Below are 20,830 nucleotides of genomic sequence, written 5' to 3'. Positions count from 1 at the left end.
GCCGCTGTCATCTGTTCGTCATCCCGCTGCGATTGTTCTGTCATACAACCCCTTTACTTTGAGCGCCAATGAGATCGTTCTCATCAGCGTATTGAGGGGGAAAAATGACGGATTTAGTCAGCGTAGCGAAACTGGCGGGCGTTTCTCGCGCCACGGCGGCGCGCGCCTTTTCCGATCCCCATTTGCTGAAAGAGAGTACGCTGCAGCGCGTGCTGGCGGCTTCCGACCAGCTTGGCTTCCGGCCCAACCATATTGCGCGTCAGCTGCGCACCCAAAGCTCCACCACGCTTGGCGTATTGCTGCCCTCGCTGTTAAACCCGGTATTTGCGCAGCAGCTTCAGGCGATGGAGCGACAGGCGCGGCTGGCCGGATTTGGCCTGCTGGTCGCCACCAGCGACTATCAGGCCGAGCGCGAAGCGGCGATTGTGGAGCATATGCTGCGTCAGCGCGTCGCCGGGCTGGTGTTGACGGTGGCCGACGCGGATCGCAGCGCCGTGCTGCCGACGCTCGCCGCGGCGCAGATGCCGTTTGTGCTGGCGCATAACGTGCCGCAGAGCGCGGGCTGGCCGAGCGTCTGCGTTGATAACCGCCGCGCGATGGCAGAAGCCACTGAACATTTGCTGACGCTGGGCCATTGTCATATCGGCATGGTTACCGGGCCGGTCTGGCAGTCCGATCGCGCGCAGCAGCGCTTTCTCGGCTACTGCGATGCGATGCAGCAGGCGGGGCTGAAACCCTTTCCGCTGATTGAGATGCCGAGCCATACGCGCTCCGATTTTCAGCAGCTGCGGCCACGTCTGCAGGGTGCAAATCCGCTGACGGCGGTGATCTGCAGTAACGACCTGCTGGCCATCAGCCTGATGGGTGCCGCCGCACGCGCAGGCGTTCAGGTGCCGACTCAGCTCTCAATTATGGGCTTTGACGGCATTGAAACCGGCGAACATCTTTCTCCGTCGCTTGCCTCGGTAGTGCAGCCCAGCGATCTGCTTGGCGCATGCGCTATCGATATGCTTTTACAACAATCCAGCGGCGGGCCCCGCATGCTGGCACACCACCTGCGGTTGGGCGAGAGCATCGCGCCCGCGCCGCGCTCTACTTTCGTCAACTCCAGGGAATCCACATGTCAACGCACAATAAAATGAAAATGTTAACCGCTGCGGCGCTGCTGGCTGCATGCGGTATGGCGAGTCAGGTCGCCCACGCGGCGGAAAGCGCGATCTGCTACAACTGCCCGCCGGAATGGGCGGACTGGGGAACGCAGCTGAAAGCCATCGCGCGCGACACCGGCATTCAGGTGCCGCAGGACAATAAAAACTCCGGCCAGGCGCTGGCGCAGATGGTCGCCGAGAAGAGCAATCCGGTCGCCGACGTGGTCTATTACGGCGTAAGCTTTGGCATCCAGGCGGCGGGCACTGGCGTGATCGCCGACTACAAACCGGCGCACTGGGATACGATCCCGGCAGGCATGAAAGATCCCGACGGCAAGTGGGTGGCGCTGCACTCCGGCACCATGGGCTTTATGGTCAATGTCGATGCGCTGGGCGGCGCGCCGGTGCCTCAATCCTGGGATGATCTGCTCAAGCCGGAATATAAAGGTATGGTGGGCTATCTTGACCCCTCCAGCGCCTTTGTTGGCTATGTCGCCGCCGTGGCGGTGAACCAGGCGAAAGGCGGCACCATGCAGGACTTTACTCCGGCGCTCAGCTGGTTCAAAAAGCTGCAGGTCAATCAGCCGATCGTTCCAAAGCAGACCGCCTATGCGCGCCTGATTTCAGGCGAGATCCCGATTCTGCTCGACTACGACTTCAACGCCTACCGCGCAAAATATAAAGACCATGCCAACGTCGCCTTTGTGATCCCGAAAGAGGGCACGGTAACGGTGCCTTACGTCATCAGCCTGGTGAAGAACGCGCCGCACGAAGCCAACGGCAAAAAGGTGATCGACTATGTGCTCTCGGATAAAGGGCAGGCTATCTGGGCTAATGCCTATCTGCGCCCGGTGCGCCCGTCGGCGATGTCCGCCGAGGCGAAGGCGAAGTTCCTGCCTGACAGCGACTACGCCCGCGCCCAGACAGTTGACTACCAGCAGATGGCCGATGCGCAGAAAGCCTTTTCCGCCCGCTACCTGAGCGAGATCCGTTAATGTCGCTGCTGGATACCCGCAGCCGCGCGCCGACGGCCCTGCGCCGTCGGGCGCATCAGGGCGCGCGCTGGCCCTGGATGCTGCTGCCCGCGCTGCTGTTTTTTGCCGCCTTCTGGCTGCTGCCTTTTGCGCGTCTGCTGCAGATCGGCGTCACGCCGGACCGCACCACGCAGCAGAGCGGCTACTGGACGGTCATTAGCCAGCCGCAGTATCTGCAAAGCCTGCTCAACACCGTGCTGCTGTCGCTGGCGGTGACGCTGATGACGCTGCTGATCGCCGCCGTGGTCGGCTGTTTTCTGGCGCGTCAGCGCTTCGCCGGGCGCGGCACGCTGCTGGCGCTGCTGACCTTTCCGCTCGCCTTTCCCGGCGTTGTGGTGGGATTCCTGGTGGTGATGCTGGCGGGCCGCCAGGGCGTGCTGGCGCAGCTGAGCATGAGCCTGTTTCACGAGCGCTGGACGCTCGCCTATTCGCTCAGCGGCCTCTTTATCGGCTACCTCTATTTTTCGCTGCCGCGCGCCATCGTCACGCTGGTGGCGGCGAGCGAAAAACTGGATCGCTCGCTGGAAGAGGCGGCGCGTTCGCTGGGTGCCAGTCAGTGGCGCATTACCTGGGACGTCATCGTGCCGGGACTGAAGCCGGCGCTGCTTTCCAGCGGCGCGCTCTGCTTCGCCACCAGCATGGGCGCCTTCGGCACCGCGTTTACGCTGGGCACCAGCCTTAGCGTATTGCCGCTGACGATTTACGGCGAGTTCACCAACTACGCCAACTTCGCCACCGCTGCGGCGCTGTCGGTGGTTATGGGGGCAGTAGCCTGGCTGGGCCTGATGCTGGCGCGCGCCCTGACGCGGGCATCGGGAGAGGAAGCGTGATGAAACGTCGTACGCTGTTTTATCTGCAGGCCGGCATTACCACGCTGACGGCGCTGTTTATGATCGTGCCGGTGGTGCTGTCGATGCTGGCGGGCGTCACGGAGAACTACTTTATCGGCCTGCGCAGCGGCCTGACGCTGAAGTGGGTCGGACAGGTATGGGAGCTGTACGCCGATACCTTCTGGCTGTCGCTGCTGATTGCGCTCTGCTGCCTGGCTATTACCGTCGCGATCGGGCTGCCCGCTGCCTGGGGTTTGCTGAAGGCGCCGCCGCGCTGGTCCGCCCGCATCGAAGAGTGTCTGATGCTGCCGGTGGCGCTGCCGGGTCTGGCTACCGCGCTCGGCATTATTCTGCTCTATGGTCGGTTTAACGGCCTGCGCGACAGCTGGCTGTTTATTTTGATCGGCCACGTGCTCTTTACGCTGCCCTTTATGATCCGTCCGGTGCTGGCGGTGATGCAGGCGATTCAGCTGCCGCGCCTTGAAGAGGCGGCCGCCAGCCTGGGGGCCGGATTCTGGCGTCGTTTTTTCACCGTTGTGGTGCCCAACTGCCGCAACGGCATCCTGGCGGGCGCGTTTATGGTAATTACGCTCTCGGTAGGCGAGTTCAATATCACCTGGATGCTGCATACGCCGCTGACGAAAACGCTGCCGGTAGGGCTGGCGGACAGCTACGCCTCGATGCGGCTGGAAGTGGGATCGGCCTACACGCTGATCTTTATCGTTATGATTTTACCGCTGTTGCTGATGCTGAACGCCTGCAATCACTGGCTGACGCGCCAGGCGACGCGAAACGCTGTTAAGGAGCTGGCATGAATAACGATGCCGTTACCGTCACGCTGCGCGGCTGCTCGCGCCGCTTTCATCAACATACCGCGCTGCATCCGCTCGATCTTACCGTTCACGCCGGTGAAACCCTGGTGCTGCTCGGGCCATCCGGCTGCGGCAAAACCACCACGCTGCGCATTATCAGCGGGCTGGAGAGCAGCGACGAGGGCGGCAAAGTCTGGTTCGACGATCGCGACGTCACCGCGCTGCCGATCGAGAAGCGCAATGTCGGCATGGTGTTTCAAAACTACGCGCTGTTTCCCAATATGAACGTGGCGCAGAACGTCGAGTACGGCCTGAAAGTGCAGGGCGTGGCGCGTGTTGAGCGTGAAGCGCGGGTGAAAGATATGCTGGCGCTGGTGGATCTCAGCGCGCTGGCGAACCGCGCTATCGACAAACTCTCCGGCGGGCAGAAGCAGCGCGTGGCGCTGGCGCGTGCCCTGGCCGCGCGGCCGAAAGTATTGCTGTTCGACGAGCCGCTGGCGGCACTTGACGCCAAACTGCGCGAGCGTCTGCGGCTTGAGATCGGTGCGCTGCTGAAAAAGCTCGCGATTACCGCCGTTTACGTCACGCACGATCAGCAGGAGGCGATGGCGCTCGGCGACCGCATCGCGGTGATGGAGCAGGGGCGTATCGCCCAGATCGACACGCCGCAGGCGATTTACCAGCGGCCGGCGACGCGCTTCGTCGCCGATTTCGTCGGCGCGATTAACTGCGTCGAGACCGACGTCCACGGCGAGCCGCGTCAGTTCTGCCGCCCGGAGGATATCTTACTGGCGGACGACAACCGCTACGCGCGCCACGGCTACATTGTCGGCAGCACTTTTTTAGGCGCCGCGCAGCGTTTGCAGATCGATATCGGTCTCGCCGCGCCGATTCAGGTGGAGCGTCATGCGCGGGAAGCCTGGCACGCCGGGCAACGCGTTACCTGGACGCTGGCGCCGCGCGCCGCGCTAGAATTTACCGGTTATTAAGGAGAGTTTTGTGTTTGCCAAACCTACGCTGATTGCGCAAATCAGCGATCTGCATATTAAGGCGAACGGTCGCCTGTCCTATAAAAAAGTGGATACGCAGGCCGCGCTACTGCGCGCCATTGACACCCTTAACGCGCTGCGGCCGCAGCCGGACATGGTGGTGATCACCGGCGATCTGGTCGATTTCGGCACGGTGGAGGAGTATCAGACGCTGCGTCTGGCCCTGCGCCGCCTGCAGCTGCCGTTCCGCCTGATGCCGGGCAACCATGACGATCGCCAGGCGCTGCGCGCCGTCTTTATCGATCATGACTACCTCCAGCACGGCGCTACGCTTAACTGGCAGCTGAAGGTAGGGCCGCTGAAGCTGCTCGCGCTCGACTCCAGCGTGCCGGAACAGCCTTGGGGTTATGTCGATGAATATCAGCTGACGTGGCTGGAGGAAAGCCTGACGCGCGAACCGGCTGCGCCGACGCTGGTCATGCTGCACCATCCGCCTTTTACCTGCGGCATCGATCATATGGATCGCCAGCGGCTGCGCAATCCCGACGCGCTCGCGGCCATTATTGCCCGCCATCCGCAGGTAGAGCGGGTCCTGTGCGGCCATCTGCATCGCAGCCTGCAGACACGTTTCGCCGGTACGCTGGCGGTGTGCGCGCCGGGCGTTTCCCATCAGGTGGCGCTTGACCTGCAGCCGGACGGTCCGGCCCATTTCGTGCTGGAGCCGCCAGGCTTCCTGCTGCATTGCTGGCAGCCGGAGCAGGGCATGGTGACGCACCAGTGCGCCATCGGCGACTATTCCGGTCCCTGGCCCTTCTACGATCAGCACGGTTTGATCGATTAGCGCCGGGCGCGAATCGCGGGTTTCAGAGAATGTAACGGTTGGAAAGGTGCTCAGGAGGGCGGCAGGGTGTACACTTGCCTCTTGCCTCACCAGGGCAGATAACCTCCAACAATAACGACATTCTCAGGCCTTTCAGCATGTATTTATCTTTTGCAGCGGGCGCGCTATGTTAATGCGCCTGCGTCCCCGAACCGATCTGCGCACGCTTATCGCGTTACTCGCTATCGTCAGCATCGTGGTTACGCTGACCAACGCGCTCTATGCTACCTGGCGCGTGCAGCGTATGGCGCTAATCGACAGCACGCTGGAGGCGAACCGCGCCTATGCCACCAAGCTGGCCTCCACCACCGAAATCTTTTTCCAGCTGGCGCAGTCGCAGCTGCACTACAGCGCCAGGCTGCTCGGCGACGATTTTAACGATCCCGCGCTGCTGCGTCGGGAGGTCGATCGCCTGCGCGAGCAGACCAGCAGCTTTAACTCAGTGGCGGTGGTCGACGCTAACGGCGTCGTTAAGGCTATCTCGCCAGAATCCCTGATGCTGCAGGGCATGCATCTTACCAGCGAGGCGTCGCGCGAAGCGCTAAGCGCGCGGCAGCCCGCCATCAGCAAACCCACCATTTCGGCGGCGAACAACCTGATTATCTTCGTCTCCTGGCCGATCTGGAGCCGTGACGGACGCTATCTCGGCTATGTGGGCGGCACCATCTACCTGAAAAAGAAAAGCATTTTAAATACGCTGCTCGGCGAGCAGTACTATCGCGACGGCACCAGCGTCTACGTGCTGGACAGCGAGAGCCGGGTGCTCTATCACCAGAACGGTCAGCTGATTGGCAAAACGCTGCCTGCGCTGCTTAACGGTCATGATGAAGAGACCAACGGCTCGCTACAGCTACAGCTGGCGGGCGAACCGTCGCGCCTCGCTGGCTATGCGGTGGTGCCGACTACGGGCTGGACAGTGGTGGCGCTTAAGCCCACCGCCGTAACGCTTGAGCCGCTCTCCGGCCTGCTGATGCAGGTGCTGAAACGCTCGGTGCCTTTCGCGCTGCTGACACTGCTGGTGGCGGTGATCCTGGCGCGGCTGATTGCGCTGCCGCTCTGGCAGCTGGCGCGTAAGGCGCGTCAGATGGATGCGCCCGGCGTCTCACAGGAGCTCAGCGCTGTTCATGCCTGGTATTTCGAGGCGGCGCAGGTAAAACGCGCGCTGCTGACCGGCATCGGCCTGGTGCAGGACAAAATCGGCCGCCTTAAGTCCGAAGTGCAGACCGATCCGCTGACGCAGCTGCTCAACCGGCGCGGCCTGAGCGCGGTGCTCGACTTTTATCAGACGATGCGTCAGCCGTTCGCCGTGCTGGCGCTGGATATCGATCACTTTAAGCGGGTCAACGATAACTGGGGGCATGATGTTGGCGATCGGGTGATTCAGCAGGTGGCGGAAACGCTGAGCGCCAGCGCGCGTCAGAGCGATGTGGTATGCCGCAACGGCGGAGAGGAGTTCCTGATGCTGCTGCCAATGACCAATATCGAAGAGGCGCGCCACATTGCCGAACGCATACGCGCCGAGATCGCCGCGGCATCGCTTGCCGATGTCGGCACTATCACCCTTTCAGTCGGGGTGGCGGCCTGGCAAGATGAATCGGTGCCGCTGGAACAGAGCCTGAAACAGGCAGACGCCGCGCTTTATCAGGCGAAAAATGACGGGCGAAACTGCGTCAGGGTAGCGGAAGCGCAAACGCCGCTTTCGGGAAGTGCTGTCTCGTAAAGAGAGGCGGCGGGATGCGGCGCTAAGCCGCATCCGCGTGTGTTAAAGCGACTTCAGGTAATCCATCACGATATCGTGGTGGTTGGACGTTTTGAAATCGTCGAACACCTTTTCGATCTTGCCGTCGGCGCCGACCAGGAAACTGATGCGGTGAATGCCGTCATAGGTTTTACCCATAAAGGATTTTTCGCCCCAGACGCCGAACGCCGCGCAGACCTGATGATCTTCATCAGAGAGCAGCGTAAAGTTCAACAGCTCTTTTTCAGCGAAGCGCGACAGCTTTTCTGGTTTATCAGTGCTGATACCCAGTACCTCCACGCCCGCTTTTTTCAGTTCATCCATATTGTCGCGCAGGCCGCAGGCCTGCACTGTGCATCCCGGCGTCATCGCTTTCGGGTAGAAATAGACCAGAACGCGCTGTCCCTGGAAGTCGGTTAAATTTACCTGTTCGCCATCCTGGTCGGGCAAGCTAAATTTCGGTGCGGTGTCACCGGCTTTCAGTGGATTCATCACTACTCTCCATTTTTCTTTATGCTGTGGGCGACAGGCTGCCTGACGAACCGCGTCAGGTGGAAAGTCGCCATCAGGGGATATTGCGCCACATAGCCAGACATCAGTGATGTGGAGGAATAGCCCCGGTTTATTTACAGCTTAGCGTGAACCCTGAAGCGTCGCCGCATCTTCATCGGCCAGGCTGTAAAAACGCAGCGTACCTTCGGCATTGAGTTCGCGACACAGTCCATAAAACGCCTGTTCAAACTGCGAGTCGCCGACGCCCGCCGGGCTATGCGCCGTTATTTGAATATAGAGCGTCGGCGTCTGATCCGCCTGACCCGGCTTGATGCGCGAACCCAGCTCAGCGATATTCATCGCATGTTTGTCGAACAGATCGGTGAACCGTTCAATAAGGTGGGGTGAATCAGGCACCTCGACCTGAACCCAGACCGTCGCCGGCATCGGCGGACGCGTTCTGGCGCTGGTGCGCTTCATCACGATCAGCAGCTCAAGCTCCGCGCCTTTCAGCGGCAGCGTCGATTCGATCAGCGCGATGGCGTTCCAGCTGCCGGAGAGCAACATAATAAAGGTGAACTCATCCCCGAGCATGGCGAGACGGCTGTCTTCGATATTGCACCCACAGCTGCTGACGTGGCGGGTAATGGTATTGACGATACCCGGACGGTCAACACCCAGTGCGGTGATCACCAAATGGTGGGGTTGAGACTGCGGCAAAGTGGGATTTCCTGTTCATTCGCTAATAACCATAAGGTAAACATAAAAAAAACTGCTGACAAGCGCAGGAGGGGCGTGGCCTGCTTGCTTTTCAACAGAAGTAAAACGTACCATGAAGCACTTGTTTGTCGAGGGGATCGCCAATGTTCACGGGAAGTATTGTTGCGCTCGTTACGCCAATGGATGACAAAGGTAATGTCTGCCGTACGAGTCTGAAGAAACTGATTGATTATCACGTCGCCAGCGGCACCGCGGCGATCGTCTCCGTCGGCACCACCGGCGAATCCGCGACTCTGAGCCATGAAGAGCATGGCGATGTGGTGATGCTGACGCTGGAGCTGGCGGACGGACGTATTCCGGTGATTGCCGGTACCGGCGCCAACGCCACCGCAGAAGGCATCTCTCTCACCAAACGTTTCGAAAACAGCGGCGTGGTTGGCTGTCTGACCGTAACGCCGTACTACAACCGTCCGACGCAGGAAGGGTTGTTCCAGCACTTTAAAGCGATCGCGGAAAGCACGGCGCTGCCGCAAATGTTATATAACGTCCCCTCACGCACTGGCTGCGACATGCTGCCGGAAACCGTCGCGCGCCTTGCTGAAATCAAAAATATTATCGGAATCAAAGAGGCGACCGGGAACTTATCGCGCGTTAGCCAGATCCAAGCACTGGTCGATGAGGACTTTATTATTGTCAGCGGCGACGACGCCAGCGCGCTGGACCTTATGCAGCTGGGTGGCAAGGGCGTTATCTCGGTAACGGCCAACATCGCGGCGCGTGAAATGGTTGAACTGTGCGCGCTGGCGCAACAGGGCAATTTCGCCGAGGCGCGTCGTCTGAATCAGCGTCTGATGCATCTGCACCAGACGCTTTTCTGTGAACCCAATCCTATCCCGGTCAAATGGGCGGCGAAACAGTTAGGATTAATCGCCAGTGACACGCTGCGTCTGCCGATGACGCCGCTGACTTCAGCGGCCATACCAAAAGTTGAGCAGGCGCTGATTAAAGCGGGTTTGCGATAAGTTAGGGAGTTTCAATGAATCATTCTGTAAAGCGCTCAACGGTTGCGACCGTCGTGGCGCTGTCTACTGCGATGCTGTTAACGGCGTGCTCTAGCGATCAGCGTTATAAACGTCAGGTAAGCGGTGACGAGTCCTATTTACAGGCCAGCGAGCTGCACGATCTGCAGGCGCCGGCTGGCATGATCCTGCCGGTGGCGCATGGCGATTACGACGTGCCGCACACCACCGCCAGCGGCAACGTCGGCAAGCAGCTCGACATTCGTCCGCCGGCTCAGCCGCTGGCGCTGGTTAACGGCGCGCGCGCGCAGTTTACTGGCAATACCGGCGTGCTGATGCTGGAAAAAAACCGCGGCTCCGTCTGGTCGCAGGTGAGTAAAGTTGTCGAATCCAGCAATTTCCCTGTTGCGCAGCGTAACGATGCGCGGCAGCAGCTGACCACCGACTGGGTGCAGTGGAATCGCGCCGACGAAGACAATCAGTATCGCGGCCGCTATGAGATCAGCGTGCAGTCGCAGAGCTACCAGCAGGTGCTGACAGTACGCCTGCTTGAGCTGCAGCAGAAAGGCGAAGCGGTCACGTCGCCGGTGCAGATCCAGCGCTACACCGCGCAGATGCTTAATGCCATCAGCGCCGGGCTGGACAAAATCGACCTCGCCAGCGAAAACGCGGCGGCGGGTCGCGCCAGCGGCAGCATTGATGTGCAGAGCGGTGCGGACGATACCGGTCTGCCGATGCTGGTGCTGCGTACGCCGTTCAACGTCGCCTGGCAGCGTCTGCCGCAGGCGATGAAGCGCGTCGGCATGGAAGTAACCGACAGCAACCGTCCGCAGGGCAGCCTCAGCGTCACCTATAAATCGCCGGGCAGCAGCGCGTGGGATGATGTCGGCGCGAAAGATCCGGAACTGCCGAACGGCGACTATAAAGTACAGGTCGGCGATCTGGATAACCGCAGCAGCCTGCAGTTTATCGATCCCAAAGGCCACGTGCTCACCCAGTCGCAGAACGATGCGCTGGTGGCCGTGTTCCAGGCGGCTCTTAACAAATAAATCGCCTCAGGGCCGGAGATTCTCCGGCCTTTTTTTTTCGTCTCTGGCATAATAGCGCGCGGCGAAGTAAACGATTGCGTCGCGGCAATCCCCAGCGGCCCGCCGTCGCAGAACACCCGAAATTTTCAAGTCTGGAGTTAACAAGATGCAAAAGCGAGCTGAGTTGTATCGCGGTAAAGCGAAAACCGTATACAGCACCGACAATCCGGATCTGCTGGTACTCGAATTCCGCAACGATACGTCAGCAGGCGACGGAGCCCGAATCGAGCAGTTCGATCGCAAAGGAATGGTAAACAACAAGTTCAACCATTTCATCATGACTAAACTGCAGGAAGCGGGCATTCCGACCCAGATGGAGGCGCTGCTTTCCGACAACGAAGCGCTGGTGAAAAAGCTGGAGATGGTGCCGGTGGAGTGCGTAGTACGCAACCGCGCGGCCGGCTCGCTGGTAAAACGCCTGGGCGTGGAAGAGGGGATGATCCTCAATCCGCCGCTGTTCGATCTGTTCCTTAAAGACGACGCGAAGCATGACCCGATGGTCAATGAATCCTACTGTGAAACCTTCGGCTGGGTGAGCAAAGCGAACCTGGCGCGCATGCAGGAGCTGACCTTTAAAGCCAACGAGGTGCTGAGCAAACTGTTTGACGACGCAGGCCTGATCCTGGTCGATTTCAAACTGGAGTTCGGCCTGTTCAAAGGCGAAGTGGTGCTGGGCGATGAATTTTCGCCGGACGGCGCGCGCCTGTGGGACAAGCAGACGATGGACAAGATGGATAAAGATCGTTTCCGCCAGAGCCTGGGTGGCCTGATCGAAGCCTATGAAGAGGTAGCGCAGCGGCTGGGCGTTAAGCTCGACTGAACTAACCGCGTCTGAAAGCGAAAAGGAGAGCCCCGGCTCTCCTTTTTTCATTTAGCCGCAAGGCTGGTAGTTGTCTCGCCGCGCAACTAAAATCACGGTAACTATCTTAATCAGGAGCAGATTATGCGCTGGCAAGGACGTCGCGAGAGCGACAATGTAGAAGACCGTCGAGATCAAGGGCCAGCCTATGGCGGCGGAAGGCAGATCCGGCTGCCGCGCGGGAAGGGCGGCATTATTCTGTTAGTCGTGGTCGCGGTCGCTGGCTATTACGGTTATGACCTGACGGGGCTGCTTACCGGTGGCAATGTCGCGCCCACCAGCCAGCAGCAGCGCGTCAGCACCAATGACGACGAAGCGGCGAAATTTACCCGCGTTATCCTGGCCTCCACCGAAGATACCTGGAGCAAGCTGTTCCAGAAGATGGGCAAAGAGTATACCGCGCCGACGCTGGTGATGTACCGCGGCGCAACCCAGACCCGTTGCGGTACTGGCCAGACGGCGATGGGGCCGTTTTACTGTCCGGCGGATCAACGCGTCTATATCGATCTGTCATTCTACGATGAAATGAAAAACAAGCTCGGCGCGGGTGGCGAGTTTGCGCAGGGTTATGTTGTCGCGCATGAGGTGGGGCATCATGTGCAGAAACTGCTCGGCATCGAACCGAAAGTGCGCGAAATGCAGCAGGGCGCGAGCCAGACGCAAATCAACCATCTGTCGGTAAAAATGGAGCTGCAGGCGGACTGTTTCGCTGGCGTCTGGGGTCACTACGTCAGCAAAGATAACTGGCTGGAAACCGGCGACCTGCAACAGGCGCTCGACGCGGCGCAGGCTATTGGCGACGATCGCCTGCAGCAGCGCAGCCAGGGACGCGTGGTGCCTGACAGCTTTACGCACGGCACCTCGGAGCAGCGCTACAGCTGGTTTAAACGCGGATTCGACAGCGGCGATCCTGGACAGTGCAACACCTTTGCAGCTAACTGATGTCGCCTGAACAGCTCAGCCGTCAGATGCAGCAGGCGGGCGTCAGACGGCTCTGCGTCATTAGCGGCGAGTCGGACTGGTCGCTGGCGCGCGTCGCCGAATGGCGCGCCGCTTTACCCGGCGACTGGCTGGTGGTGAGTGATGCCCCCGTCGACGACAACCTTCCGCACTGCGCGCCAGCGGCGTTACGCACGCTGCTCGGCCGCGAATTTACTCACGCTGTTTTCGATGCGCGCCGCGGTTTTCACGCGGAGGCGTTCGCCGCGCTGGCGGGCACGCTGCGCGCCGGAAGCTGGCTACTGCTGTTAGCGCCGCCGTGGATGCGCTGGCCGCAGCAGCCTGACGAGGACAGCCTGCGCTGGGCCGACGTCGCTCATCCTCTTCCTGCACCGCACTTTGTTCGCCATCTGCAAAAAATGGTGCTCGCCGATCCTGGCGTGGCGCTGCTGCGACAGGATGAGCCTGCGCGTATCGCGCCGTTGCCAATCATGCCTCGCTGGCAGTGCCGCGCGCCGCAGCAACAAAGTGCGATAGTCCAGCAGCTGCTGGCGATGACGTCAGGCGTCGCAGTGCTTACCGCACCGCGCGGCCGCGGCAAATCGGCACTGGCGGGAATGCTGGCGCAGCAGATCCCCCGGGCGCTTATCACCGCGCCGGCGAAAGCCTCTACAGAGGTGGTGATGCGCTTTGCGGCAGATCATTTTCACTTTATGGCGCCCGACGCCATTCTCGCTCAGCCCGATGTTCCCTCCGCTGACTGGCTGATAGTCGATGAAGCCGCGGCGATCCCTGCGCCGCTCCTTACCCAACTGGTGGCACGCTTCCCGCGCGTGCTGCTGACTACCACGGTTCAGGGATACGAGGGCACCGGGCGAGGTTTTATCCTGAAGTTCTGCGCCGGACTGGCGCAGGTGCGTTACTTTACGCTGGATGAGCCGCTGCGCTGGTCGCGTCAGGATCCGCTGGAAGCCTGGATCAACCAGACGCTGCTGTTTGAGGACGCCGCGCCCGTGCCGGTTTCCCTGCCCGCCGCGCCGCGGCTCATGCCCGCCGATGCCTGGCGCGACGACCCCGCGCAGCCGGAGGCCGCATACCGCCTGCTGGCCAGCGCGCACTATCGCACCTCGCCGCTCGATCTGAGGCGGTTAATGGATGCGCCTGGCATGACGCTGTGGCTGAGCGGCGAAGCGTCCGCTTTACAGGGCGCGCTCTGGCTGGTGGAGGAGGGCGGCTTAACGCCCGAACTGGCGCAGGCGGTCTGGGCGGGCAGGCGACGGCCACGCGGCAATCTGGTCGCACAGTCGCTGGCCGCGCACGCCGGATTCGTCGAGGCGGCGACGCTGCGGTCCCGCCGTATCAGCCGCATCGCGGTGGCGGCGGAACAGCGTCGTCAGGGCATCGGGCAGGCATTAGTGGCCGCTGCGCAGAGGCGACAGGATGTTGATTTTCTCTCTGTCAGCTTCGGCTATACCGAGGCGCTGTGGGCCTTCTGGCGCGCCTGCGGCTTTACTCTGGTGCGCATCGGCACGCAGCGCGAGGCCAGCAGCGGCTGCTATGCGGCGATGGCGATGCGCGCGCTGACGCCCGCAGGCGCGGATCTTCAGCAGCGTGCTGCTGAGCGGCTGGCGCGCGACTGGCCGCAGCTGCGTCAGCAGGTAACGGAGTCCATTGCGCTGCCTGAGATGCCGCTCTCTTTCACCGACGAAGACGCCTGGCTGGCGGCGGGGTTCGCCTGGGCGCAGCGACCGCTTGAGGCGAGCCTGCCGGTGCTGCACCGGCTCGCCGCCAGGATTTCTGTTCCTCCGCTGCTGAAGGCCGCGCTGCAGCCGCAGGCGGATATTGGCCACCTCGCGCAGCAGGCGGGGCTGAGCGGGCGCAAGGCTTTGGTCGCTCAACTCCGCCTTGACGCCGCCGCCGCCCTGAGCGCGCTGGACGCGGCGCGCGCCAGTCAGCTGCGTCAGCAAGTGGAATAAATCCACAAACTTGTTCAAATTTTCCCAATAGCGCTCCGCGCAAGGCGGCGTATAGTGATCCGAGGAGGTCGATATGACACTGCAATACGTTATTGTTCAGCAGCCGAGCGCGACAGCGCAGCAGCTGTTCCTGCTCTACCACGGCGTCGGCGATAATCCCCACTCTATGGCGCAGCTGGGTGGCTGGTTCGCGCGCGAGTTTCCGCAGGCGCAGGTAGTGGCGGTCGGCGCGCCTGCGCCGGGCCATTACTGGTTCAGTGAAACCGCGCAGCACGACCAGAGCGAGCAGCAGCGGGTTAACGCCGTACTGCCCCAGTTCGTCGATTCAGTGCGACACTGGCAGGAGCAGAGCGGCGTGCGCGCCGACGCTACCGCGCTGGTGGGATTCTCGCAGGGCAGCACCATGGTGCTGGAGGGCGTGAAAGCGCAGCCGGATCTGGCGGGCCGCGTCGTGGCTTTCAGCGGCCGCTACGCTACGCTGCCGGAGCAGGCGTCGACGCGCACCACTATCCATTTAATCCACGGCGAGTATGACGAGCAGATCCCGATGCAGCACGCCGAGCAGGCTGCGCAGCGGCTGACCGCGCTGGGCGGGGACGTGACGCTCGATATTGTGGAAGATCTGCCGCACGCGGTAGACGACCGCAGCATGGCGCTGGCGCTGAAGCACCTGCACTACACCGTGCCGAAGCGCTATTTCGATGAGGCGTTAAGCGGAGCGAAACCGGGCGACGACGATGTGATTATGATGATGTAAAAACGCCCTCGCGCAGGCGAGGGCGTCAGCAGGGAAGCGTAGTCTGACCTGTTACTTCTTCTTCTTCGGCCAGTCGTCGTCATCGTCCCACTTATCGTTAAAGTCGCGATGCGGCGGCAGGTCGGGTTTATTCGCCATATATTTTTTATGGTCGATGCGTTTCAGATCCTTATAAACATTCATCAGTACGCCGACCAGCAACAGGATCACAATGATCCACCAGTAATCTTTAATAAATTCCATTTGCCTGCTCCTCTCGATCGCGATCAGGCGACCAGCTGTTCCATAATGCGCTGATACATGCGGCTCAGCGTCTGCAGATCGGCTGCCTTCACGCATTCGTTGATTTTGTGAATGGTGGCATTCACCGGGCCAAGCTCAACCACCTGTGCGCCCATTCGCGCGATAAAGCGCCCGTCTGAGGTGCCGCCGGTGGTCAGCAGCTGCGGCTTAATTTCATTATAGTGCGATACCGCCTTAACCACGGCGTCAACCAGCCTGCCGCGCGCCGTCAGGAACGGCTGACCAGAAACCGCCCACTCCAGGGTATAACGCAGCTGATAGCTGTCGAGCAGCGCCGCGACGCGATCTTTAATCATCTGATCGGTGAGTTCGGTGCTGAAGCGGAAATTGAACTGCACAAAGAATTCGCCCGGGATCACATTGTTGCTGCCGGTGCCAGCCTGCACGTTAGCGATCTGCATGCTGGTCGGCGGGAAAAATTCATTGCCGCGATCCCACTCGGTGGCGACCAGCGCATTAAGCGCCGGCATCGCGCGGTGCACCGGGTTATCCGCCAGATGCGGATAGGCGACGTGGCCCTGTACGCCATGAATGGTCAGGTTGGCGGTCATCGAGCCGCGACGGCCGTTTTTCACTACGTCGCCCACCACTTCGGTGCTGGAGGGTTCGCCGACCAGGCAGTAATCCAGGCGCTCGTGACGCGCCATCAGACGCTCTACCACCTTCACCGTGCCGTTTTTCGCGCTCGCCTCTTCGTCAGAGGTAATTAAAAACGCCAGGCGGCCTTTATGGTTGGGGTGCGCCGCGACAAAACGTTCCGCTGCGACCACCATCGCCGCCAGCGAACCTTTCATATCCGCCGCGCCGCGGCCGAACAGCATGCCGTCGCGAATGGTGGGTTCGAAGGGCGGATTGATCCAGCGGCTGGCGTCACCCGGCGGCACTACGTCGGTATGGCCAGCGAACGCCAGCGTTTCGCCCTGACCGCGGGTCGCCCAGAAGTTTAGCGTGTCGTCGATGTGCATCGGCTCTACGTGAAAGCCAATCGCTTCCAGACGCGCGATCAGCAGCGCCTGACAGCCCGCGTCATCCGGGCTCAGCGAGGGGCGGCGGATGAGCTGCTGCGCCAGTTCGATTACAGGACAGAACATATTATGACTTCTCCTGGAGAAACGCGTGGTAAGCGGCTTCGCTGAAGCCGGAGAGCAGCGTGCCATCCGGCGCGCGCAGCAGGGGACGTTTAATGATGGCGGGCTGCGCCAGCATCAGCGCTTTGGCGCTGTCGCTATCGGTAATGGCGTCGCGTTCCGCTTCCGGCAGCTTGCGCCAGGTCGTGCCGCGCGTGTTAAGCAGCGTCTGGTAGCCTAGCTGATCGATAAACTGCGTCAGCAGCGCATCGCTCAGCCCGCTGGCGCGGTAATCATGGAACGCGACGTCGATGTCGGCGGCTTCTAAAAAGCGGCGCGCTTTTTTTATGGTGTCGCAATTTTTTATGCCGTACATCACCCACTGCGCTGTCATCAGGATCCCTCGTCAAAAAATGAGGGCATCAGTTTACCACAGTGAGCCAGCGTGCTAACCCGCCTCGCGGGAAAAGCAGCGAAATAACGCGAATAAAATCATTAGGATTTGTCTTAGTAACCGCTTTCATTCGTGCGGGTTATTGTCACGCTGTTTATCATGATCCTGTTAAGAATTATCTTAGAGTGTGCTTAAGCGAGCTGGTCCGGTTAATAGCAGCTTTTTCTCTGCGTTTATAGCGGTTTGCTGAAATGTGCGTCAGCTAGCAGAGCGAAAAAACTACAGTAATTAATCGCCTTTGCCGATAGTGAAAACAGGTGTAACCGTATTCACCTGACGAAAATTTACGCGTAGAATCGACAGCACAATAAGAGAGAGGTCTATATGATTGACGCTGAAATGGGGAACTGGAAAGAATTCATCGCGGCGATGTTACGCAACAAGTAACGCGCGGCGAACAGGCAGGAAGATTCCCCCTTGCTCTGATTCTGACCACACATAGCAATAAGGCAGCCACTTCGGTGGCTGCCTTTACTTTTGCACTCAGTCGTGCGGCTTTGCCCGCAGCGGGAAGCGACGACGCACCAGCACGAAAAACAGCGGCACAAAGAAGATAGCCAGCAGCGTGGCGGAGATCATGCCGCCCATAACGCCGGTTCCGACCGCGTGCTGGCTGCCGGAGCCGGCGCCTGCGCTGATCGCCATCGGCAGCACGCCGAAAATAAAGGCCAGCGAAGTCATCAGAATCGGGCGCAGGCGCTGGCGCGAAGCGGAGAGCGTCGCCTCGACCAGCTCGCCGCCTTTGCTGTTCATCTCGTTGGCAAACTCTACGATCAAAATAGCGTTCTTTGCCGAGAGGCCCACGACCGTCAGCAGCCCTACCTGGAAATAGACATCATTTTCCAGCCCGCGCAGCCAGGTGGCGACCAGCGCGCCGACCACGCCGAGCGGCACCACCAGCATTACCGAGAAGGGAATCGACCAGCTCTCATAGAGCGCCGCCAGACAGAGGAAAACCACCAGCAGTGAAATGGCGTAAAGCGCAGGCGCCTGCGAGCCTGACAGCCGCTCCTGATACGAGGCGCCGGTCCACTGAAAACCGACGCCGAGCGGCAGTTTTTCCACCAGCTGTTCCATCACATCCATCGCTGTGCCGCTGCTGACGCCTTGCGCCGCCTCGCCGACAATCTCGATTGAGGAGTAGCCGTTGTAGCGTTCCAGGCGCGGCGAGCCGGTCTCCCAGCGGCTGGTGGCGAAAGCGGAGAAGGGCACCATACCGCCGCTGCTGTTGCGCACGTACCACTGATTAATATCGTCCGGCAGCATGCGAAATGCCGGCGCGGCCTGCACGTAGACCTTTTTCACGCGTCCGCGGTCGAGGAAGTCGTTAACGTAGGTCGACCCCCAGGCGGTCGTCAGGGTATCGTTGATCGTATTGATCGAGACGCCCAGCGCCTGCGCTTTGCGCTGATCGACATCGATCTGCAGCTGCGGGCTATCGTCCAAACCGTTGTGGCGCACACGCGACAGCGACGGGTTGCTGTCCGCCATCTCCAGCAGCTTATCGCGCATCGCCATCAGCTGTGTGTGGCCGATACCGGCGTGATCCTGCAGCTCCATATCAAAGCCAGACGAACTGCCCATGCCGGTAATGGCTGGCGGACTGCTGGCGATAACGCGACCCTCTTTAATGGCGCGGAAGGCTTTAGTGGCGCGTTCGATAATGGCGAAAGAGGTGCGATCCGCGCCGGGGCGTGCTTCCCAGTCTTTCAGACGCACAAAGAGTCGCGCCACGTTCTGACCATTGCCGCCCGGCCCTGAGCCGATGGTCGAGAACACCGACAGCACGTTCTCTTTCTCCTGCGTCATATAGTAGTTTTCGACTTTCGCCACGACGTCGGAGGTTTGCTGAAGCGTCGCGCCTGGCGGCAGCTGCACCTGCGTCAGGAAGACGCCGCGATCCTCAAGCGGCAGAAACGAGGTCGGCAGGCGGGTAAACAGGAACGCCATCAGGCCGATAATGGCAAGATAGAGCAGCAGCCAGCAGCCGCCTTTTAGCAGAATGCGCGCGACGCCGCGCTCGTAACGGTCGGCGTTGCGGTTGAAGTGGCGGTTAAACCAGCCGAAAAAACCGCGACGGCCATGATGTTCTCCCTGCGCCAGCGGCTTGAGCAGCGTGGCGCACAGGGCAGGCGTCAGGATCATCGCCACCAGCACCGACAGCACCATCGCCGAAACGATGGTAATCGAGAACTGACGATAGATAGCGCCGACCGTACCACCGAAAAAGGCCATCGGCACGAAAACCGCCGACAGCACCAGCGCGATCCCGACCAGCGCGCCCTGGATTTGCCCCATCGACTTGCGCGTCGCCGCGCGCGGTGAGAGGCCCTCCTCGCTCATAATGCGTTCGACGTTTTCCACCACCACGATGGCATCATCCACCAGCAGGCCGATAGCCAGCACCATCGCGAACATGGTGAGGGTATTGATGCTGAAGCCGCAGGCGTAGAGCACAGAGAAGGTACCAAGCAGCACCACCGGCACCGCGATGGTGGGGATGAGCGTGGCGCGAAAGTTCTGCATAAACAGATACATCACGCCGAATACCAGCACAATCGCCTCCAGCAGCGTTTTCACCACGTCAATAATAGAGGCTTTAACGAACGGCGTCGTTTCATAGGCGACTTTGGCTTCCAGCCCGTGCGGGAAAAAGTGTGACAGCTCTTCCACGCGCTGACGCACCAGCTTGTCGGTATTCATCTCATTCGCGCCGGAGGCGAGCTTAATGCCCAGACCCGACGCCGGCTGGCCGTTATAGCGGCTCAGATAGTCATATTTTTCCGCGCCCAGCGCCACCTGCGCCACGTCGCCCAGCGTCACGACCGAACCGTCGGGATTGGTTTTCAGGGTGATGGCTTTGAACTGCTCCGGCGTCTGCAACAGCGACTGCGCATTGACCGTGGCGTTCAGCGCCTGTTTGTCCACTGACGGCAAACCGCCAACCTGCCCAACGGCGACCTGCGCGTTTTGCGCTTCGATAGCGCTTACCACGTCGTCGGTTGTCAGCGAGTAGGCGATAAGCCTGGCGGGATCGAGCCAGATGCGCATCGCATACTGCGAGCCGTAGGCATCGACCTGGCCGACGCCATCGATACGGCTCAGCGGATCCTGAATATTACTGGCGACATAATCTGCAATGTCTTGTTTATCCATACTGCCGTCGGTAGAGACGAAGGCGAGCATCAGGATATTGCTGTCGCCGGTTTTATTGACCGTCACCCCCTGAGACTGCACCGCCTGCGGCAGCTTGCGCAGCGCGGACTGAAGCTGGTTTTGCACCTGCTGCCGCGCTTCGTCGGGATTGGTGCCAGCGGAGAAGGTGAGCGTGATTTGCGCCTGGCCGGTATTGCTGCTGTTGGAGGACATATACATCAGGTTGTCGATGCCGGTCATGTTCTGCTCGATAACCTGCGTAACGGTATTTTCCAGCGTTTCGGCCGAGGCGCCGGGATAGTTGGCGGTGATACGCACATTGGGCGGCGCGAGGTCGGGATATTGCTCAATCGGCAGAAAAATAATCGCCAGCGTGCCGCAAAGGCTGATTAAAATCGCCAGCACCCAGGCAAAAACGGGACGGTCGATGAAAAAATTCGACATCGAGTCGACACTCCTCAGCAGCGTTTCGCTTTTATTATCAGAATGCGGCCCGCGCTTCGCGCGGGTCGTGCGGGCAGGGAAAGAGACGGTTTCTGCCGAAACTTACTCTACGTGCTGTCAGTCAG

20 protein-coding genes are annotated in these 20,830 nt (G+C 60.5%); 14 read left to right on the top strand and 6 right to left on the bottom strand.

What is annotated here, in order from left to right; all coding sequences use genetic code 11:
• Positions 1-104: 104 nt before the first annotated feature.
• The 7 genes from EKL29_RS09900 to EKL29_RS09870 all read left to right on the top strand — a co-directional run bounded on the left by EKL29_RS09900 (position 105) and on the right by EKL29_RS09870 (position 7,413).
• The gene (locus EKL29_RS09900; protein WP_120457659.1) at positions 105-1,142 is read left to right on the top strand and encodes a LacI family DNA-binding transcriptional regulator; all 1,038 of its coding nucleotides are present in this window, start codon (positions 105-107) and stop codon (positions 1,140-1,142) included.
• Positions 1,121-2,143 carry an ABC transporter substrate-binding protein gene (locus EKL29_RS09895; protein ID WP_126689531.1) on the top strand — a complete coding sequence of 341 codons (1,023 nt, stop codon included), beginning with the start codon at positions 1,121-1,123 and terminating at the stop codon, positions 2,141-2,143. Before EKL29_RS09900 ends, EKL29_RS09895 begins: the two co-directional genes overlap by 22 nt.
• Positions 2,143-3,012 (top strand): ABC transporter permease, encoded by an 870-nt coding sequence (locus EKL29_RS09890; protein ID WP_120457606.1) that lies wholly within the window; start codon positions 2,143-2,145, stop codon positions 3,010-3,012. Before EKL29_RS09895 ends, EKL29_RS09890 begins: the two co-directional genes overlap by 1 nt.
• On the top strand, positions 3,012-3,827 hold the full coding sequence (locus EKL29_RS09885) for an ABC transporter permease (RefSeq protein WP_120457608.1): 816 nt from the start codon (positions 3,012-3,014) through the stop codon (positions 3,825-3,827). Before EKL29_RS09890 ends, EKL29_RS09885 begins: the two co-directional genes overlap by 1 nt.
• Positions 3,824-4,813, top strand: a complete 990-nt coding sequence (locus EKL29_RS09880; RefSeq protein WP_126689530.1) for an ABC transporter ATP-binding protein — start codon at positions 3,824-3,826, stop codon at positions 4,811-4,813. Before EKL29_RS09885 ends, EKL29_RS09880 begins: the two co-directional genes overlap by 4 nt.
• A gap of 10 nt (positions 4,814-4,823) precedes the next feature.
• On the top strand, positions 4,824-5,654 hold the full coding sequence (locus tag EKL29_RS09875) for a phosphodiesterase (protein WP_120457612.1): 831 nt from the start codon (positions 4,824-4,826) through the stop codon (positions 5,652-5,654).
• A gap of 166 nt (positions 5,655-5,820) precedes the next feature.
• Positions 5,821-7,413, top strand: a complete 1,593-nt coding sequence (locus EKL29_RS09870) for a sensor domain-containing diguanylate cyclase (RefSeq protein ID WP_126689529.1) — start codon at positions 5,821-5,823, stop codon at positions 7,411-7,413.
• A 42-nt stretch (positions 7,414-7,455) separates the two neighbouring features.
• Here the strand turns inward: EKL29_RS09870 and bcp are convergent, their stop codons facing one another.
• Together bcp and EKL29_RS09860 are read right to left on the bottom strand one after the other, a co-directional pair.
• Entirely contained in the window at positions 7,456-7,923 is a 468-nt protein-coding gene (gene bcp / locus EKL29_RS09865) for a thioredoxin-dependent thiol peroxidase (RefSeq protein ID WP_120457616.1), read from the bottom strand.
• Positions 7,924-8,064: 141 nt separating this feature from the next.
• Positions 8,065-8,643, bottom strand: coding sequence for a glycine cleavage system transcriptional repressor (locus EKL29_RS09860; protein ID WP_120457618.1), 579 nt, complete (start codon positions 8,641-8,643; stop codon positions 8,065-8,067).
• A gap of 143 nt (positions 8,644-8,786) precedes the next feature.
• Between EKL29_RS09860 and dapA the strand changes: the two genes are divergently transcribed.
• From dapA to ypfH, 6 genes are all read left to right on the top strand, one after another.
• Positions 8,787-9,665 (top strand): 4-hydroxy-tetrahydrodipicolinate synthase, encoded by an 879-nt coding sequence (gene dapA / locus EKL29_RS09855; RefSeq protein WP_126689528.1) that lies wholly within the window; start codon positions 8,787-8,789, stop codon positions 9,663-9,665.
• Between the two features lie 14 nt (positions 9,666-9,679).
• A complete protein-coding gene (gene bamC / locus EKL29_RS09850; protein ID WP_120457621.1) occupies positions 9,680-10,711 on the top strand; it encodes an outer membrane protein assembly factor BamC in 1,032 nt (343 codons plus the stop codon).
• Between the two features lie 145 nt (positions 10,712-10,856).
• A complete protein-coding gene (gene purC, locus EKL29_RS09845) occupies positions 10,857-11,570 on the top strand; it encodes a phosphoribosylaminoimidazolesuccinocarboxamide synthase (RefSeq protein WP_033753802.1) in 714 nt (237 codons plus the stop codon).
• 123 nt (positions 11,571-11,693) lie between these two features.
• On the top strand, positions 11,694-12,551 hold the full coding sequence (locus tag EKL29_RS09840; RefSeq protein ID WP_120457623.1) for a neutral zinc metallopeptidase: 858 nt from the start codon (positions 11,694-11,696) through the stop codon (positions 12,549-12,551).
• The gene (locus EKL29_RS09835) at positions 12,551-14,524 is read left to right on the top strand and encodes a tRNA(Met) cytidine acetyltransferase TmcA (protein WP_126689527.1); all 1,974 of its coding nucleotides are present in this window, start codon (positions 12,551-12,553) and stop codon (positions 14,522-14,524) included. The genes EKL29_RS09840 and EKL29_RS09835 overlap by 1 nt, the downstream gene beginning before the upstream one ends.
• 73 nt (positions 14,525-14,597) lie before the next feature.
• On the top strand, positions 14,598-15,281 hold the full coding sequence (gene ypfH / locus EKL29_RS09830) for an esterase (protein WP_120457627.1): 684 nt from the start codon (positions 14,598-14,600) through the stop codon (positions 15,279-15,281).
• 51 nt (positions 15,282-15,332) lie between these two features.
• Here the strand turns inward: ypfH and EKL29_RS09825 are convergent, their stop codons facing one another.
• From EKL29_RS09825 to EKL29_RS09815, 3 genes are read right to left on the bottom strand one after another with little or no spacing between them, the layout of a single operon-like run.
• Positions 15,333-15,524 carry a YpfN family protein gene (locus EKL29_RS09825; RefSeq protein WP_120457629.1) on the bottom strand — a complete coding sequence of 64 codons (192 nt, stop codon included), beginning with the start codon at positions 15,522-15,524 and terminating at the stop codon, positions 15,333-15,335.
• Between the two features lie 23 nt (positions 15,525-15,547).
• Entirely contained in the window at positions 15,548-16,675 is a 1,128-nt protein-coding gene (gene dapE / locus EKL29_RS09820; RefSeq protein WP_120457631.1) for a succinyl-diaminopimelate desuccinylase, read from the bottom strand.
• A gap of 1 nt (position 16,676) precedes the next feature.
• The gene (locus tag EKL29_RS09815) at positions 16,677-17,045 is read right to left on the bottom strand and encodes an ArsC family reductase (RefSeq protein ID WP_120457633.1); all 369 of its coding nucleotides are present in this window, start codon (positions 17,043-17,045) and stop codon (positions 16,677-16,679) included.
• 384 nt (positions 17,046-17,429) lie between these two features.
• Between EKL29_RS09815 and ypfM the strand changes: the two genes are divergently transcribed.
• A complete protein-coding gene (gene ypfM / locus EKL29_RS23560) occupies positions 17,430-17,492 on the top strand; it encodes a protein YpfM (protein ID WP_143806259.1) in 63 nt (20 codons plus the stop codon).
• Between the two features lie 96 nt (positions 17,493-17,588).
• On the opposite strand, the gene acrD is transcribed toward ypfM, so the two are convergent.
• Entirely contained in the window at positions 17,589-20,705 is a 3,117-nt protein-coding gene (acrD, locus tag EKL29_RS09810; RefSeq protein WP_126689526.1) for a multidrug efflux RND transporter permease AcrD, read from the bottom strand.
• Positions 20,706-20,830: the final 125 nt, after the last annotated feature.

Origin of the sequence: Pantoea sp. YU22 (assembly GCF_003970755.1) — a bacterium.
In the GTDB taxonomy this organism is placed as follows: domain Bacteria; phylum Pseudomonadota; class Gammaproteobacteria; order Enterobacterales; family Enterobacteriaceae; genus Pantoea; species Pantoea piersonii.
The sequence above is the reverse complement of the archived record's forward strand: the minus strand, read 5'-3'. Positions and strand labels throughout refer to the sequence as shown.